This window comes from Fulvivirga marina (genome assembly GCF_016775155.1).
GTDB classification, from domain to species: domain Bacteria; phylum Bacteroidota; class Bacteroidia; order Cytophagales; family Cyclobacteriaceae; genus Fulvivirga; species Fulvivirga marina.
This window is the reverse complement of the sequence record NZ_JAEUGD010000053.1, coordinates 87,377-103,565: the sequence shown is the minus strand read 5'-3', so window position 1 is coordinate 103,565 and position 16,189 is coordinate 87,377. Positions and strand designations below refer to the sequence as shown.

Genomic DNA, 16,189 nt, shown 5'->3' with positions numbered 1-16,189 from the left:
GCATTTATCTGAATTTCAGGCACATCTATACTGCAAAACACACCTTTAGAGTGCTTTTGTGCGCAGCTGTGGTGCTAAAATCTGAATCACTATATTTGCAAAGCATTAAAACAAACCTAAAATTAATATGAAACTTTTTAAACCAACCGCCTGGCTACTCCTCATTACGGTGGCACTGATCAGCTGCAACAAGCCTAAACAACAGGAGCAACAGGCAGAAGTGACCCCTGAGAAAGAATCGTTTGAGCACTTGGCAGAGCAATTTGCTGACCTCAAGATCATTAGATATCAGATCCCCGGATTTGATAAATTGACAGCCCAGCAGAAAACACTAGTCTATTACCTCACTCAAGCTGGCCTGGAAGGACGTGACATCATGTATGACCAAAATTACAGACACAATCTTGAGATCAGACATGCTCTCGAAAACATTGTAAAAAACTATTCGGGCGATAAGGAAAGTGAGGATTGGAAAAACTTCATGGTCTATGTAAAAAGAATATGGTTTTCAAATGGTATTCACCACCATTATTCTAATAACAAGATCATGCCTGAGTTCTCCAGAGAGTACTTCGATTCACTGTTAAGTGCCACCTCTACCAGCCTTGACAATACTATTGTTGAAGTCCTTTTCAATGCTGAGATCGATAACAAGAAAGTGAACCTTGATCCTGAAAAAGGTCTATTAACAGGTTCAGCCGTTAACTTCTATGCTCCTGACATTACAGCAGCGGAGGTAGATGCATATTATGCTTCTAAAGTGGATAAAGAAGACAAAACTCCTGTATGGTATGGCCTTAACTCGAGAATGGTGAAAGAGAATGGTGAGCTTAAGGAGCAGGTGTACAAAGTAGGCGGTCTATATGGTCCCGCTATAGAAAAAATAGTTTACTGGCTTGAAAAAGCTACTACCGTGGCTGAAAATGAGCAACAGAAGAAAGCGCTTGAGTTGCTAATCAAATATTATCAAACTGGTGACCTGGAAGTATGGGATGAATATAACATCGCCTGGGTAAATGCTACTGAAGGTGATATCGACTACATCAATGGTTTCATAGAAGTATACAACGACCCCAAAGGTTACAGAGGCTCTTATGAGTCAATCATTGAGATCAAAGACTTTGAAGCATCTGAAAGAATGGCTAAACTCTCAGCCAATGCCCAGTGGTTTGAAGACAATGCTCCTATTTTGGAGGAAAACAAAAAGAAAAACGTTGTAGGTATTACCTATAAAGTAGTTAATGTAGCCGGTGAGTCTGGTGATGCTTCCCCTTCTACCCCCATTGGTGTTAACCTGCCTAACTCTGACTGGATCAGAGCACAACACGGCTCCAAATCTGTGAGTCTCGGTAACATCGTTTCAGCATATGATGGCGCTTCGGGTTCTGGTATGCTTGAAGAGTTTTCTTTTACTGAAGAGGAAATGCAGCGTGCTAAGGAACATGCTGAGTTGGGAGATAAGCTCCACACAGCCCTTCATGAAGTTATTGGTCACGCCTCCGGTAAACTTAATGAAGGTGTAGGCACGCCTAAGGAAACCTTGAAGAACTATGCCTCAGCATTAGAAGAAGGACGTGCTGACTTGGTAGCTCTATACTACCTGATGGACCCTAAAATGGTAGAACTAGGTCTGATCCCTAGCCTGGAAGTAGGAAAAGAGGAGTATGATAGCTACATCAGAAACGGACTATTACTCCAACTCAGAAGACTTGAAGAGGGTGAGGTAATAGAAGAAGCTCACATGAGAAACCGTCAAATGATTGCCAAATGGGTTTACGAAAAAGGCAAAGAGGATAATGTGATAGAAAGAAAGACGAAGGATGGAAAGACTTATTTTGTAGTTAACAATTATGAAAAACTAAGAACCCTCTTTGGTGAGTTGCTCAAAGAAATTCAACGCATTAAATCAGAGGGTGACTATGAGGCTGGTAAAAACCTGATTGAAAACTATGGCGTTCAGGTGGATCAGGAGCTTCATAAAGAAGTGCTTCAAAGAGTGGAAAAATTAAAAACTGCTCCTTACGGTGGTTTCATTAACCCTGTACTTGTACCGGTAACTGACGACTCTGGAAATATTACTGATGTTAAAGTAGAGTACCCTAAAGACTTTACAGAGCAGATGTTATACTACTCAGAGAATTACGCCAACCTTCCGGTTGAGTAATTACCAAAACTGTGACTAGTGCGGAATAACCGTTACAGTTTTTTACAAGGATAAATAAATTAGGTAGCATCGTGCAGAAAAAGCCCGCTTTGGCAAATGTCGAAGCGGGCTTTTTTCTTCATACTGTAGGATGGTGGATATAGTTCCTGAAGGTTCCCTATTTCTTTCTTTTACATTTTTTATTTAAATCTTTTGTATATGCTTCTGTAATGGGCCGGCCTCCCAGAGTAGCACATTTATCATAGTAATTCCAGGCATTATCGCAATCTCCTTTTAACCAGTAGCTAATTGAAAGTTTGAACAACGTATTCTGATCTTTCGGATCCAGATTGTATGACTTTCTCATATAAGTGACTGCAGAATCAAGGTATGATAAAGCTTTCTCTTCATCATGAGGTTGAAGTACATAGTATTGAGTCATGTGATATGTCCCATAACCTGTTAGCAAATGTGTGTTTTCAGGCTTTTCCGTAAGGCCCATCTCATACTGCTTTCTTGCCTTGTCGTAGTCCCTAATTGTCATATAAACAGCCCCATATCCCCAATAAATATTTGTATTAAGGCTATCCAGTAGATAGGCCTGATTGAAACGGTACATCGCTGTCTTCACATCGCCACGGTACAAATAATCAAACCCAAGACCTATCATATGATTTGAAGCAGCGGTCCTGTCCCCGCTAAACTGCTCTTGCTTCATAACCTGATTAATGAATGTTTCATCTGACTCTTTCTGCGGTGCTGTTCTTGGCTTCAGGCCATATTTAGGAAGGAGCCTGTTATTTGTTTTTACCAACTCCTCCCACTGTTCAGGGGTTATTTGTTGAGCAAACAATGTAGTTGAGAGTAAAACAAATACAGCTATGAATATCCTTGTCATTCTATTTTATCCATTAACTTAAAACACTACAAGCTAATTATTTCTGTATGTGCGTACAAGAAGATAAGGTATTTAGTTAAGTACGGCTGAACTAAAATAAGCCATAAGAAGTACCTAACCCAAAGGTTGTAAACAGGGTATTTCAAATATTATCCTCGCTATACTCCGATTTTTTTGAATGACGTGGTATTTAGTCTGTTCGCGGGTTAATGATTGTCTTTATTTAAAATATGTCTACTCAAATGTTCTGAAAACTCTGCTTCTGCATAGAATTGATGGTCCTTATCAGGCAAAATGCTATAAACAACATTTATTTTATCAAGCCACCGTTTTTGAGGAATGAAAGGATCATTCTGCCCAAAATAAAGCTCTATTTTTCCTTCCGGCCTTATCGTTTCATATCTTAACCTTGTAGACGATACACAGTAGAGCGATTCAACCCTGTCACTTTCAAGTGCAAATTTCCAAGCTATAGTACCTCCCACACTAAATGCCAGAATAGACACTTTGCCCTTTTCTAAGGTAAGTAACTGTTCAACAGCCCTGCCAACTCCCCCATTTACAAACTGCCGGTGTAGCACCTCCTCAGCATAAATAGATTTATCAACTCCGCCCAACTCACAACAGTCATAATACTGGACTTCAAACCCTTCTTTCAAATAACGGATATAGTTATTCACCCAGCCAGACCGCTCTTTGCCCCATAGATCGGAAAGGATGATTAGTCTTTTTGCCATACTATAAATTGAGTTTGCCGGTAGTCATATTTGATCATGAGTCTCCCTTCTAAGATTAAAGATAATGGAGAGAAACCGAAACCTACTCCGAGTCCCGCAGTATTTCCATTTGCATGTATGGACACTCTTTGCCCAGCAGATACCTGCCTGAAGGTTTGCGGTTCTCAAATTGACTTCTACCATAACTAGTAAATACCTCTATTTCTAACCAAGTCTTATTGATACTCCCTCAACAAACAAAAACTTACATACCACCCATGTAATTTACTCCCACATACCATGGATTCAAAAGACATAAAGTTATTTAACAACAACTTAATCAATAATTTACAAATTCAATCAAAAATGAAATTAATTCAAAATCAAAACAAAAAGCACATGATGAGTTATATAAATTGCTTTCAATACTCTACTTATGTATTTTAATGCTATTGTAAAATCAATAAATTCTAGCATTATGAAAAAGAAACTAAAACTTAAAGATTTAAGGGTAAAGAGTTTTATTACTCTTGATAAAATCAGAGGTGGAGCAAACATTTGTACCGGTTGTGATTCTACATGTGGAATCCAGCCTGCAACTGGAACAGTTTGCGAATAAAACCAAGAGGTGCCTGCTAAGGGCACCCTTGTATTTTAATCACATTATAGGTTGGTCTCTTAGAAGATGCTGGTAACCTTGAGCGAGCAAGTCACTGATATCAATCCGGTTACTTTTATGGGTAATGGCATTCGTTGTAACCACTTCTTTGGCTCCTGCCTCTAGCAATTCTTCGTATGCATTATCGGCGAATATGCCATGTATGCCAATGCATATCGGAGCCTTCATTCCTACCCCCCGCAATTGGGCTACGGTCCTGACCATGGTTGTAGCAGTTGATATAATATCATCAACCAATACAGGCGTATAGTCAGTATATGCCTCAACATGAGGTATTGATACCTTTACATCTCTATCTCCATGTCTGGTTTTTTCAAGAACTACAAATGGCGCACCTGCATCCCGAGCAACCTGAGCAACCCATTGTTCACTCTCACTATCAGGCCCCACCAGCACCGGTTTTGTGATATTTTTTCTGATCCAGTCAGAAATGCTTTGAGCAGCATGCATAATCTGCGTAGGGATATAGTATATTTCAGACAAGGAAGCTATTCGATGCAAATGAGGGTCGATGGTTATCAGCGTATCTGCAAAGCCAGACACCAGGCGTCCAAAATATGCTGAAGTAATCCCTTCACCGGTATTAAACCGCTTATCCTGTCTCATATATGACAAATAAGGTGCTATCAGGCAAACCGAACCAGCCCCAAGATCTTTAACCGTTTTAGAAAGGAAATACAGTGGTAATATTTTATCATCAGGAGAATTCAGTGTGCATACCAAAACTACCCGTTTATCTTTTACATCTGAACTTACCCTGACATACGTTTCCCCGTCGGGAAAATGCCGAATGACCGCTTCTCCCTTTTCAGCATCAAGCTTATATATCAGTTTTGTTGTCAGCTCCTCATTTCCGGGAAGTGCAAATATTATTGTATCCATATATCAGGCTATTTCAATGATCCCTTTTTGTGAAGACAAGTATTCAAGTGCATATTCCAATTCACCTTTTGATTCGGCATAGACAACATAAAGTATTTGCCCTTGCTCCACCTTGGTTCCTATAGGTGTAAGGAAGTCAACGCCAGATGCTTTATCATCAGGGGCTCCAGCCAGCTTGGCCACCTTGGAAAGCCGGCGGTTGTCCACTTTCACCACAACACCATCACTTTCTGCCTTAATTTGATGTCGGTATTTAGCCACCTTTGGCTCTGAAAACCCTCCCTGTGCCTGACAAATAGCCAGAAATTTATCATAAGCCTTACCTGAATCGAGTATCTTCCGGGCAAGGTCATTCCCTTCGCCGGCGTCTACCTTTCCCGACAATTCCAGCAACTCTCCCGCCAGTAATAATGCCCTTTCCCTGAGATCAACTGGTGCATCCGGGGCGTTTCTTAGCACAGCAAGAACATCTCTGGCCTCCAGAGCTGGCCCGATGCCTCTTCCAACCGGTTGTGCTCCATCAGTAATTACTACCTTAAGCTTTAAGCCTATGGCATGAGCAACTTTTTCCATCTGAACTTTCAGCAGGTTGGCAGCTTCTATACTTCGAAGCTTAGCAGTCTCACCCACTGGCATATCAATGATAACATGCCCCGATCCGGCGGATACCTTTTTAGATAACACTGAGGCAATTAGCTGCCCCTCACTATCAATATCCAAAGCTTTTTCCACCTTGATCAAAATATCATCAGCCGGACTAAGCATAGCAGTACCTCCCCAGGCAATACATCCACCTTCCTTTTCCACCACTCTTTTAATTTGCTCCATGGTCAGGGTTACTGGTGTTATTACTTCCATGGTATCGGCTGTTCCGGCAGGAGATGTGATCGCTCTTGAAGAAGTCTTAGGCATCGTAAGCCCGAAGGCACTTACTATAGACACTATGATGGGAGTGGTCCTGTTCCCGGGCAATCCACCTATACAATGCTTATCAACAATACACTGCCCTGGCCAATGCATTTTATGACCAGTATCGATCATTGCTTCCGTAAGTGAAATGATCTCATCTATCTGCATCCGGCTTCCAGCACAGGCGGTAATAAAGGCGGACAGGTGTATATTAGAGTAGTTACCATCAACTATATCCTTTATGATCATCTGAAACTGCCCTGAAGTAAGTTCATTCCCAAAGATCTTTGACCTGACATAGCCAAGCGAATCAATAGGATGCAGGTGGGATACCGTCACACTTGCCCCTTCCTCAATACCTAACGCCTGTATTGCACTTTCCGATAAGCTGATTTCTCCTGTCTTGAGTATTTGCGAACGAACTACATTCAAACTCGCAACTATCGACTTCTTACCATTGGTGACCCTAATTCGTGTCAATGCCTCGAATCCCTCTGAAATACAGACCTGACAATCTTCGCGCATGTAGGCAAAGTGCTCGTGTTGGGTATCAATGCCCAATCGTTTAAACACAAGTTTGTTTACCTGGTGTTTCATAATGCTTTCATTAAATACCTGCCTACTATTGCCGCTTTCTCTTATTGGTCACATAATGCCCTCGCTTCTTCCAATACTCCTTTTTGCCTACCTGTCTTTACCCCTATCTTGCTCAGTAGTTTAGGGTTATCGCATATATCCCGGCACAAAACATGATTTCCTGATAAAAGGGTTTGTTTTTCATATTTGGTCAGTGTGGTCAATGAGGTGACGGGGTGCAGGCCTAACTTATCAATAAAGTCTTTCAAACCACCTTTCCTGGGATAATTCCACCCTACTAACATTAAGCCTGCACAACTACCATATTTAATGGCATCATCTGTAAACCTGGTATTGGTAAAAATCCAACCCTGATGAAATTTGGTACTATGGGCTTCATGTTTTTTCCATTGCTTTTCCACGTCCCTAAAACGAGAATGAATGTACAATGGCACCTTTACATCACAGTGCCTGGCCTGATCACTATGAAATTTGCACTCCACCATATAGTGATCTGAGGCTTTTTCAGCGACTACATCTATCTCATGCTGTACGCAATGCCCCTGCACTATTACTCCTACTTTAACATCAAACCCCTGATAATGGAGTATTTCACCTACAAATTTTTCAAAAGGATAACCCGTCGGCCCCAGTTCCATAATAGCTGCTTTCAGCTTGTATTTGGCTGCCATCGGTTTTGAGCTTTTGCGTAATCTGGCAAAGGCCTCTTTATAAATTTTTTTAGTAGTGATCCCTTCATACAAAAGTGCCTCCATCTCTCTTAAAATATTTTGTGCAAGACTTTCACTCGCTCCAGCGCGCTTTAATGACGCCAGTAACTTAGAAGATACAAAAGGAGCTTTCTCCCCAGAGGCTTTGATTACATTAACCATCTTTTAGTATTGAGACCGGACTCACTATTTTTCACTTAATACTGGCACAAACTCTAAAGGCCATGACTTAAAGATGCTTATATCTTCAGGGCTGGTGAATGATCACTCTCAGCATGACCAATGACTTTTGTCAGCTTATAGAGTAACTGTTAAATGGACTATGAAAAGATAAGATCAAAATGAAAAACTGAGGCTCCTGAAGTAATTCTGAGTGAAAAAATTTGAGGCCGTTTATAAAAACGGCCTCAACAACAATTAATTATTCAAAATTTCAATTGACTATTCACCCCTTAACCATGCTAGATAGCCTTAGTTTTCCTCGTTTCGTAATTTAAATGTTATTAATTTGAATAGGGGTTTAAGTCCAACTATTTAAGCATCTCCCTGAGCCACGCTTTAGCAGATTCCTCATCTTTAAAGCGCCCAATAATCATTTCATTTTGGTTTTTGGCGATCTGGTCTTGATAAACCTCCTGATTCATGTTCGCCAAAGCGTATTCATCTTCATGCAGCACAAATGCCGTGTGGCAGATACCCGCCTTCAAAGCCCTGGGGGTCCAGTCTTCAGCCGCCCATATATTGTCCTCTTCTATAATAACGTCTGATTGATGCAGGTTTGCCACCCACGCCACCTTTCCATGCTCTTTCATTTTTTCAACCATTAATTCCAGTCCCTTATCCAAAAATTGTCTGAACTCATTGCTCATATGAAAGCCAATATGCCTACCTATGATACATGGTACCGATGGGTCATATTCAATGATTGATTCCTCAAGTTGATAAAGTATTTCTGTTTGCATTTTATTTTTTCTCAATCGTTATTAATATTTATTTCAAACAAGGTTTCTTTTATTACTTTACTTCAAGACTTCCTTAAGCCATGCCTTGGCTGACGCTAGATCTGCAAATGTCCGGACCACCAACCCGTCATCCGTTATTTCTAAATTTTCTTCATAAACTTCATGACTCATCTCAGCCAGTTCGCTTTCCGGTGTAATCAATGCAATATGCCTGACTCCCGCCTCACATACCCTGGCATTCCATTCCCTGGCTATCCACATTGTATCTTCTTCTAATAGAGGCTCCATGCCTTTTGTATTAGCCAACCAGGCTATTTTGCCCAATTCATGTTTCTTTTTTATCAGTAATTCTAAGCCAGCATTCATTTGTTGCCTCAATTCATCACTCATCAGAAACCCTGAACTGGTATGAACAAGACAGGGAACTGAAGGATCGAAATCGATTGTTGATGTTCCCATTTTAAATAAAGTTGTTACTTCCATGATTAAACTTGTTAAGTATTATTTTTTACAGAGTTTATTTCTCGATCAAACAAAGTGTGTAACTGTTCCATTTATATTCCATTAAATCAATTAGAGAACTCTCAACTAGTTATTGAGAACCTCACTAAGCCAGACTCTGGCAGACTCTATGTCTTTAAATCGCTTTACAACTATTCCCTCCACCTGTTCAGTAGTTTCCTTATAATCATTAGCCGCCAGGCCTAAAAAGAGGTTTTCGGGAATTATAAGAGCATTATATTGTAAGCCGGCTTCACTTGCCCTGGAATTCCAGTTTTCAGTAGCCCATTGTACATCTTCATCCAAAACCGCTTTGCCTTCCCTGAAATCTGAGATCCATCCCAGTTTACCATGCTCTTTTACCTTTTCTTCGATCAAGCCAATGCTCTTATCCAAAAATGATCTAAACTCTTCAGACATAGCAAACCCAAGCCATGAAGCTATCAGGTATGGTCCGGATGGATCAAAGTTTAGTGATGTACCATTACTAATAGCGTATAATCTTGTAATAGGTGTTTCTATTTCTGCATTCATTTTGGTTTATTGATATTTAGCTTTGAGTATCTAATCAATGATCATCAAATAGCTGTGACCTAAGCCAGGTTTTAGCCATTCCAACATCGCTAAAACTATTAATTACCAAGCCCCCGTTCAATACGGACTGTTTGGTATATTTTTCAATACTTTCCTTAACAAAATCGCTTTCAGGCTCTATGAAAGCGATATACTTCAAACCTGCTTCAATAGCAGCAGGATTCCAATGTTCTATCACCCATCTGACATTCTCCGCATCATAAACGTTTGCCTGATTTAAATTGGCAACCCACCCCAACTTCGAATGTTCTTTTATTCTTTCCTTGAAAAGTTTTAAGCCGTATTGCATATTGTATATGAACTCTTCTGAAGAAACAAACCCCAATTTTCCCGCAATAATACATGGTACTGAAGGATCGAAATCAAAATATGCTTTGTTAGTGGCATAAAGCCTGGTAACTACATTGTCTTTCATTTCTGATTGCTGATTTTTTTACTCGTTAATTTAAAATTCCTTGCTGTCCGATATTGTTGTTACATGTCCATTGGGTTTCATGGGTATTCCCTTTAAAAGAGGGCAGCTATTCTAAATCAAACGCCATCAGCATTCCTTTTCAGAACAATTGGCACCTTTGGATTTGTGTTCCAAAGGTGCCTGCTACCTAAACAAAACGCTTGCCTGAAGAAGGCAAGTTCTACAACCTAAAACTATGCGGCTATGTTAAGTCGATTTTTCATGGATTAATAAAAAGACGGGTAGACAATAAGGTGGACTATTCACAAAAACGCCCTCCATTGCCTCTAGAGGGCAAGGTAACTTTTTAATTTAGGTTACTATTTTAACTGGTCGTCCAACAAACCGGTAATTCAAGTACGCTTAGCTTGCTATAGACCTGGCGCATTTTATCAATTCACGGATGCTTATTAAACCAAAAAATGAACTTGAAAAATTGAAAGTCAATATAATCTAATGTACTTTTAAGAAATTTTCTCAAAACCCAAAGTTTAGCTGAAGGGCTATAATTATCTAACCCACTAGCTAAAGAGAAAATATACCGGAATTACATCCCTACCCCATATGGATTAAAATTTCCGGTACCTGATATCATCAAAAATATCGGGCAGTTGTAATCCCCTAAAAATCATATAATACCAGGTTCTTGTGTTGAAAACACAATGAGTCAGGTTTGCTGGAACTATAGATTTAGAAGCTATGGTATGTATAAGGTTATTTAGTAGACGACCACTGAACGTCATTTTATTTTCTTGTCTGGCTGGCTGTATTTTTTTAGTACCATATCAGTAAAAATCAATGTTTATGAAAAAAATTTTACACCTGCTTCTAGGGATCTTTTTTTTAACTAGTTTAAATGTCAACGGTCAGGGTCAGTGTACCCCCAAGGGCTGGGCCACTGAAAATGGAGGCACAACCGGAGGAGGGGATGCTTCGCCAGTTGTAGTTGATAATTATTCCGATCTAAAAAGTGCTGTTACGTCAGGCTCCATAGCTGTGGTTCATATTCAGGGAAGCATTACTTTTCCGGCTAATGGCAAAATCACCATCCAGGACATTTCAAACAAAACAATACTAGGCCTGCCTGGGTCAAAGCTCATCTCAACAGACCTCACTTCTTCCGGTTCCGGCATTTTTTATATTAAAAGGGTCGACAATCTTATAATGAGGAATATACATTTTGAAGGGCCGGGAGCATATGATAATGATGGCAATGACAACCTCACTATAGATAATAGCAGAAATATCTGGGTGGACCATTGTGAGTTTCACGATGGCATGGATGGAAATTTTGATATTAAAAACCAGGCAGATTTCATATCAGTCACCTGGTGTACATTTAGTTATGATAAAGACCCTATCCCTGATGGCCCTGGAGGAACGGACGATCATCGATTCTCCAACCTGATAGGCTCTTCTGACAGTGCCACCGGCGATGAAGGAAAACTCAGGATCACATTTCAATACTGCTGGTGGGGAGAGGGTTGCAAAGAAAGGATGCCGAGAATAAGGTATGGCAAAGTGCATATGGCAAACAACCTGTTTTCAAGTAGTGTATCCAATCACTGTATCCGGGCAGGGTATAAGGCTGATATCCTGGCCGAAGGCAATTACTTTGACAATCAGCAAAAACCCATAGATCTGTTTGATGGAGATTATACGGCAGTATATGCCAGCAACAACTCAGGAGCTTCAAATATTGAGAATGGAACTGTTTTCGTACCACCCTATACCCTTACCATAGCCACACCTGACAACATCATTACACCGATCAAGTCGTGTGCCGGAGCTACATTGTCTGATCCTACAGATTGCTCTTCCTGCTCGGCAAACAATCCGGGAGTGGTCGATTGTAATGGAGATATAGGAGGAAGTGCTTATGTGGATGTTTGCGGAAAATGTGCAGGAGGAAATACAGGTATCACCCCTGCTACCAGCCCGGATGAATGCCTTACCACCTCTATACCTGAAACTGATGTAACACCTCTCCTTATCCACCCCAACCCTACAAAGGGCCTGATTTATTTAAATAAATCCACTCATTGGCAACTTTTCAATCATTTGGGAAATAAAATAGCAGAGGGCAAAGGCGATGCACTGGAACTGACACATTACCTTCCGGGTACTTACTTTATAAAGACCGAAGAGGGATATCATAAATTAATTAAAATATAAAGAGTAGCCCTGATTGCTCTATAGTGGCTGAAGTTTTAAAGGATTAAACAGGAAGAAGGATGCTTTGGCATCCTTCTTCTCAACTCATTCGTAATTCTTGCACTATTAAACAGTAGATACATTGTCATTATTTATTCATATAAAAACTCTTTTAAAAAAAAACTTAAACAAAGTCTTCCTTATTGTTCCTGCCATTATTGGCATATTTATCATCCTTGGAAACTACAAAAACGATCTTGTCATTTTCCCAAACCATACAATTACCACTTATAATGACCATGTTTATAATGGCACTTCTCAATTAAACAATATAAAGCTACTGGATACTAGTAAGCTTATCTTTAGTTATACACTTAGAGATGGTTTTCAACACCCACACATAGGCATTCAATTCAATCATCCTTCAAAACCAAATTTTGATTTGTCTCAGTATGACTACGTGGAGGTAGACCTGCAAGCAGAGAACTCTAAAAGCATACCTATTATCATCAACCTGAAATCTCCTGATTACTTTACTGATTATGATACCGTGCGTTATCGGCCTATGTGGTATGAGCTAAGCTATGAGAAAGATCAAAGCACCTACAGACTCCCACTGTCTGATTTCAGAACTCCTAATTGGTGGTATATACATACCAGAAACACAAAAAAAGATATAGCTCCTCCTAATTATAAACATGCCATAGGCCTGGCCATTCAAAACTGTCAGCTACTACCTCTTAACCAAAAAGAAAGCATGATTATTAACAGCATCCGGTTTGGAAAAAGTTACTCCAGAGAAGTAGCAGCTGTTATATCAATACTCTCTATTTTTTATTTGCTATTTTTCTTAACCATCAAATTAAGAAAAAAACAACCAGTTATTTTCCCTCACAAGAACCTGGATGTCTGCAACATTGAAGACGAAGAGGCAAGAAATATCATCAGTTATATTTCCGAAAATTATAATAATACAAACCTTAGCCTGACAGTACTGCAAAAAGAATTTGCCCTCACTGAAACAAAGATCTCATCCATTTTCAAAAAGTCTTGTGGAACCACCTTTAAAAAGTACCTGAACCAGGTCAGGTTGAAGGAAGCAAAACGTCTACTCAAACAAACCGACATGCAAATTATGGAAATAGCTTATGATGTCGGTTATGGTAATGTTTCCCATTTCAATAAGGTATTCAAAACATCTGAAGGCTGCCCTCCTAATGAGTACAGGAAGAAAGTGAAGAAGACTGCATCAAGCAATCTTCTTCACACCTAACTAATAAAAGTTTCCTATCAAACTCAATACTCCCTTATGAGGTAGGGCATTGTTTTTTTGCAAAGTTTTTTTCGGAAAAAGCAAATTTTAAAGCCCTCATTTTCATGTTCTTGCGGCCATATATCGCAGCAAGAAAAATTATATGAAAATGTTATTTACCAACTATAACCCAGCTTAAAATGTAGTACATCCTTAACCTTTAAAGTGTCTAAGAGGGCTGTTTTTTTTTAAATCTTAAAAACAATCTAAATCCAATTATGAAAAGAATTCTTTACTTATCCTTTTTGGCCTTCTTTATCATAAGCCAAAATGTATTTAGCCAGGATCTCTGTAAACCTGTAGGGTGGGCAACCCAGAACGGTTCAGTAACTGGTGGTGGAAATGCCACTCCTGTAGTGGTAGACAACTACAACGACTTGAAAAGCGCAATCAGATCATCTTCAGTAAAAGTGGTACATATATCGGGTACTATAGAGATTCCGTCAGGTGGACTGATATATTTCCAGGATCAGTCGGATAAAACCTTATTCGGACTACCTGGATCCAAGCTGGTTTCAAATGACATGACGAAAAGTAACTCGGGTATACTGATCGTAAAAAGGTGTAAAAATATCATCCTCAGAAATATTACTTTCGAAGGCCCTGGAGCTTATGATATAAATGGGTATGACAATTTAATGATCTCCACCTGTACTAATGTTTGGGTAGATCATTGTGAATTTTACGACGGACTGGACGGAAACTTTGATATTAACAAAGAAGCTGACCTGATATCCATCACCTGGTGTAAGTTTGGTTACAACAAAGCCCCAAAAAGCGGTGGACCTGGTGGTGATACTGATGACCACAGGTTCTCCAACCTTATCGGTTCCAGTAATAGCGCTACAGGAAACAGAGGTAAGCTCCGCATTACTTTCCAAAACTGCTGGTGGGCTCCGGGCTGTAAAGCTCGTATGCCACGAGTACGGTTCGGAAAAGTACATTTAGTGAATAACTATTTTAATAGTACATCATCAACATACTGTATTAGGGCAGCATATGAAGCTAATTTACTGGTTGAGGGTAACGTTTTTGAAAACGTAACAAACCCTATTGACCTGATGAAAGATTATACTGCCGTTACAGTGCGGGACAATCTGTTCACTGGTTCTACCTCTGGAAGCAAATCAGGAAACGGCTCAGCATTTAGACCTCCATATGACCTTGACGTAAAAGACCCTGCTACTATCGTTGATCCTATTACCTCATGTGCAGGTGCAACTTTACCTGGTCCCGGAGAATGTTCTTCATGTAGTACTACGGAAGGCAGCAGCAGTAGTACAGGATTGGCTGCTTCGTTAGTAAAACATGGAACAGGTTCTCCCTCACAAAGTATTAATCTGGGAGAAAGCATTGTTGATTTCAACTTTGAATGGGCCAATGCCAGTACCGTAGAAGTGGCAGGTATGCCAGCAGGTATTAATGTGGATGTTGATAACGCCAATCAAACCGTTTCTTTTAGTGGTACACCTTCTGCATCTGGATCTTTTGACTATACTATTACAACCGTAGGGGGAAAGCCTGATGCTGTTAAGAGTGCCAACATTACCGTAAATAAACCTGTTGAAACTAACCAGTCTCCTATTAGCCTGCAAGCATCAGGCGATGATGGTGCCATTAACCTTTCATGGACATTAAATGGTATAACACCTGATGTGATCCAGGTAATGAGAGATACAGACCCTAATCGTTCAGGAAGAGTACGCATTGCATTTGTAACTTCCGGCTCAACCTATAGAGATGAGAATGTAAGCAATGGAACCACCTATTATTATTGGATCAAAGTCACCGACACTTCGGGTAACCTGACAGAATCCGGAAGTGCAAGCGCAACACCTAATGGCGGAAATAGTGGCGTTCCCGCCTCTTTGGCAAAACATGGAAGCGGCTCATCTTCTCAAACCATTAATCTGGGAGAAAGCATCGTTGGTTTTTACTATAACTGGCTTGATGCCAACACAGTAAATGTGACTGGTTTACCTGCAGGCATTAAAGTAGCTATTGATAACAGTGCTCAAACCGTTTCTTTTAGCGGTGCACCTACTGAATCAGGATCTTTTGACTACACAGTCACAACCGTAGGAGGAAATCCGGAAGCTGTTAAGGTTGCTACCTTTACTGTAAACGCAGCCAATACAAGTATTAACCCTGATGTTGACCAGACTTTGTTGGTCGGAGTTGAAGGAAATTCTTCTGAAGAGCAAGCTGTAAATAACTCTAACGAAGTATTGAAAGCATCCACCATGCCTGAATTAGAAAACCTATCTGTGAAAGTTTTCCCTAACCCAGTGAAAGAAACGCTGACCATTGAGGGCGAATTCAACGGAAACTGGATGTTATTTGATATGCAAAACAGGAAAGTTATGGAAGGTAATCAAAGTTCAGTACAAATGGAAGGGATGAAACAGGGTATATATATCCTGAAAGTAGAGGAGAAAGTAATAAGAATAATTAAGCGTAACTAACCCTCGTTCTTAATTTTTGAATTAAACAACCTTCGTTCTCGAGCGAAGGTTGTTTTGTTTTAGTAAAAAAACAAACTCCTGAGGGCAAACTCTTCCCCTCTAAAATTGGCCTATAGCAGCTCAAAACCAAAGACCTGAACCCGTTTCAGGTAATATAAACTGCCTCCATAAGCTCATTTAATCATAAGGGCAACTGCTTTTTGCAAAGCTTTT

At 40.0% G+C, this 16,189-nt stretch carries 14 protein-coding genes; 5 read left to right on the top strand and 9 right to left on the bottom strand.

Going from position 1 to position 16,189, the window contains the following annotated elements:
- Window positions 1–127 precede the first annotated feature (127 nt).
- Window positions 128–2,164 carry a dipeptidyl peptidase 3 gene (locus JMN32_RS15445; protein ID WP_238354496.1) on the top strand — a complete coding sequence of 679 codons (2,037 nt, stop codon included), beginning with the start codon at window positions 128–130 and terminating at the stop codon, window positions 2,162–2,164.
- Window positions 2,165–2,321: 157 nt separating this feature from the next.
- Here JMN32_RS15445 and JMN32_RS15440 read toward each other — a convergent pair whose 3' ends face one another.
- Window positions 2,322–3,041: a tetratricopeptide repeat protein gene (locus JMN32_RS15440; protein WP_202857252.1), complete on the bottom strand. Its 720-nt coding sequence runs from the start codon at window positions 3,039–3,041 to the stop codon at window positions 2,322–2,324.
- 206 nt (window positions 3,042–3,247) lie between these two features.
- Window positions 3,248–3,778: a hypothetical protein gene (locus JMN32_RS15435; RefSeq protein ID WP_202857251.1), complete on the bottom strand. Its 531-nt coding sequence runs from the start codon at window positions 3,776–3,778 to the stop codon at window positions 3,248–3,250.
- 457 nt (window positions 3,779–4,235) lie between these two features.
- On the opposite strand from JMN32_RS15435, the gene JMN32_RS15430 reads away from it, so the two are divergent.
- Entirely contained in the window at window positions 4,236–4,376 is a 141-nt protein-coding gene (locus JMN32_RS15430) for a pinensin family lanthipeptide (protein WP_202857250.1), read from the top strand.
- A gap of 39 nt (window positions 4,377–4,415) precedes the next feature.
- Here the strand turns inward: JMN32_RS15430 and JMN32_RS15425 are convergent, their stop codons facing one another.
- The 7 genes from JMN32_RS15425 to JMN32_RS15395 form a co-directional block, all read right to left on the bottom strand.
- Window positions 4,416–5,318: a ribose-phosphate pyrophosphokinase gene (locus JMN32_RS15425; RefSeq protein WP_202857249.1), complete on the bottom strand. Its 903-nt coding sequence runs from the start codon at window positions 5,316–5,318 to the stop codon at window positions 4,416–4,418.
- 3 nt (window positions 5,319–5,321) lie between these two features.
- Complete coding sequence (locus tag JMN32_RS15420; protein WP_202857248.1) at window positions 5,322–6,824, bottom strand: thymidine phosphorylase family protein; 1,503 nt, start codon at window positions 6,822–6,824, stop codon at window positions 5,322–5,324.
- Between the two features lie 41 nt (window positions 6,825–6,865).
- Window positions 6,866–7,696 (bottom strand): ATP cone domain-containing protein, encoded by an 831-nt coding sequence (locus tag JMN32_RS15415; protein ID WP_202857247.1) that lies wholly within the window; start codon window positions 7,694–7,696, stop codon window positions 6,866–6,868.
- A gap of 368 nt (window positions 7,697–8,064) precedes the next feature.
- Window positions 8,065–8,511 (bottom strand): hypothetical protein, encoded by a 447-nt coding sequence (locus JMN32_RS15410; protein WP_202857246.1) that lies wholly within the window; start codon window positions 8,509–8,511, stop codon window positions 8,065–8,067.
- A 42-nt stretch (window positions 8,512–8,553) separates the two neighbouring features.
- Complete coding sequence (locus tag JMN32_RS15405; RefSeq protein WP_202857245.1) at window positions 8,554–8,979, bottom strand: hypothetical protein; 426 nt, start codon at window positions 8,977–8,979, stop codon at window positions 8,554–8,556.
- Window positions 8,980–9,084: 105 nt separating this feature from the next.
- A complete protein-coding gene (locus tag JMN32_RS15400) occupies window positions 9,085–9,531 on the bottom strand; it encodes a hypothetical protein (protein WP_202857244.1) in 447 nt (148 codons plus the stop codon).
- Window positions 9,532–9,565: 34 nt separating this feature from the next.
- Window positions 9,566–10,006 (bottom strand): hypothetical protein, encoded by a 441-nt coding sequence (locus tag JMN32_RS15395; RefSeq protein ID WP_202857243.1) that lies wholly within the window; start codon window positions 10,004–10,006, stop codon window positions 9,566–9,568.
- An 843-nt stretch (window positions 10,007–10,849) separates the two neighbouring features.
- Between JMN32_RS15395 and JMN32_RS15390 the strand changes: the two genes are divergently transcribed.
- The 3 genes from JMN32_RS15390 to JMN32_RS15380 all read left to right on the top strand — a co-directional run bounded on the left by JMN32_RS15390 (window position 10,850) and on the right by JMN32_RS15380 (window position 15,976).
- Window positions 10,850–12,220 carry a pectate lyase family protein gene (locus tag JMN32_RS15390; protein WP_202857242.1) on the top strand — a complete coding sequence of 457 codons (1,371 nt, stop codon included), beginning with the start codon at window positions 10,850–10,852 and terminating at the stop codon, window positions 12,218–12,220.
- 121 nt (window positions 12,221–12,341) lie between these two features.
- The gene (locus JMN32_RS15385) at window positions 12,342–13,472 is read left to right on the top strand and encodes a helix-turn-helix domain-containing protein (protein ID WP_202857241.1); all 1,131 of its coding nucleotides are present in this window, start codon (window positions 12,342–12,344) and stop codon (window positions 13,470–13,472) included.
- 257 nt (window positions 13,473–13,729) lie between these two features.
- Window positions 13,730–15,976, top strand: coding sequence for a pectate lyase family protein (locus JMN32_RS15380; RefSeq protein WP_202857240.1), 2,247 nt, complete (start codon window positions 13,730–13,732; stop codon window positions 15,974–15,976).
- The last annotated feature ends 213 nt before the right edge of the window (window positions 15,977–16,189 follow it).

Bases quoted from the DNA above. Each gene is read 5' to 3' on its own strand.
- JMN32_RS15445 (WP_238354496.1), top strand. From the start codon at position 128: ATGAAACTTTTTAAACCAACCGCCTGGCTACTCCTCATTACGGTGGCA.
- JMN32_RS15440 (WP_202857252.1), bottom strand. From the start codon at position 3,041: ATGACAAGGATATTCATAGCTGTATTTGTTTTACTCTCAACTACATTG.
- JMN32_RS15435 (WP_202857251.1), bottom strand. From the start codon at position 3,778: ATGGCAAAAAGACTAATCATCCTTTCCGATCTATGGGGCAAAGAGCGG.
- JMN32_RS15430 (WP_202857250.1), top strand. From the start codon at position 4,236: ATGAAAAAGAAACTAAAACTTAAAGATTTAAGGGTAAAGAGTTTTATT.
- JMN32_RS15425 (WP_202857249.1), bottom strand. From the start codon at position 5,318: ATGGATACAATAATATTTGCACTTCCCGGAAATGAGGAGCTGACAACA.
- JMN32_RS15420 (WP_202857248.1), bottom strand. From the start codon at position 6,824: ATGAAACACCAGGTAAACAAACTTGTGTTTAAACGATTGGGCATTGAT.
- JMN32_RS15415 (WP_202857247.1), bottom strand. From the start codon at position 7,696: ATGGTTAATGTAATCAAAGCCTCTGGGGAGAAAGCTCCTTTTGTATCT.
- JMN32_RS15405 (WP_202857245.1), bottom strand. From the start codon at position 8,979: ATGGAAGTAACAACTTTATTTAAAATGGGAACATCAACAATCGATTTC.
- JMN32_RS15400 (WP_202857244.1), bottom strand. From the start codon at position 9,531: ATGAATGCAGAAATAGAAACACCTATTACAAGATTATACGCTATTAGT.
- JMN32_RS15395 (WP_202857243.1), bottom strand. From the start codon at position 10,006: ATGAAAGACAATGTAGTTACCAGGCTTTATGCCACTAACAAAGCATAT.
- JMN32_RS15390 (WP_202857242.1), top strand. From the start codon at position 10,850: ATGAAAAAAATTTTACACCTGCTTCTAGGGATCTTTTTTTTAACTAGT.
- JMN32_RS15380 (WP_202857240.1), top strand. From the start codon at position 13,730: ATGAAAAGAATTCTTTACTTATCCTTTTTGGCCTTCTTTATCATAAGC.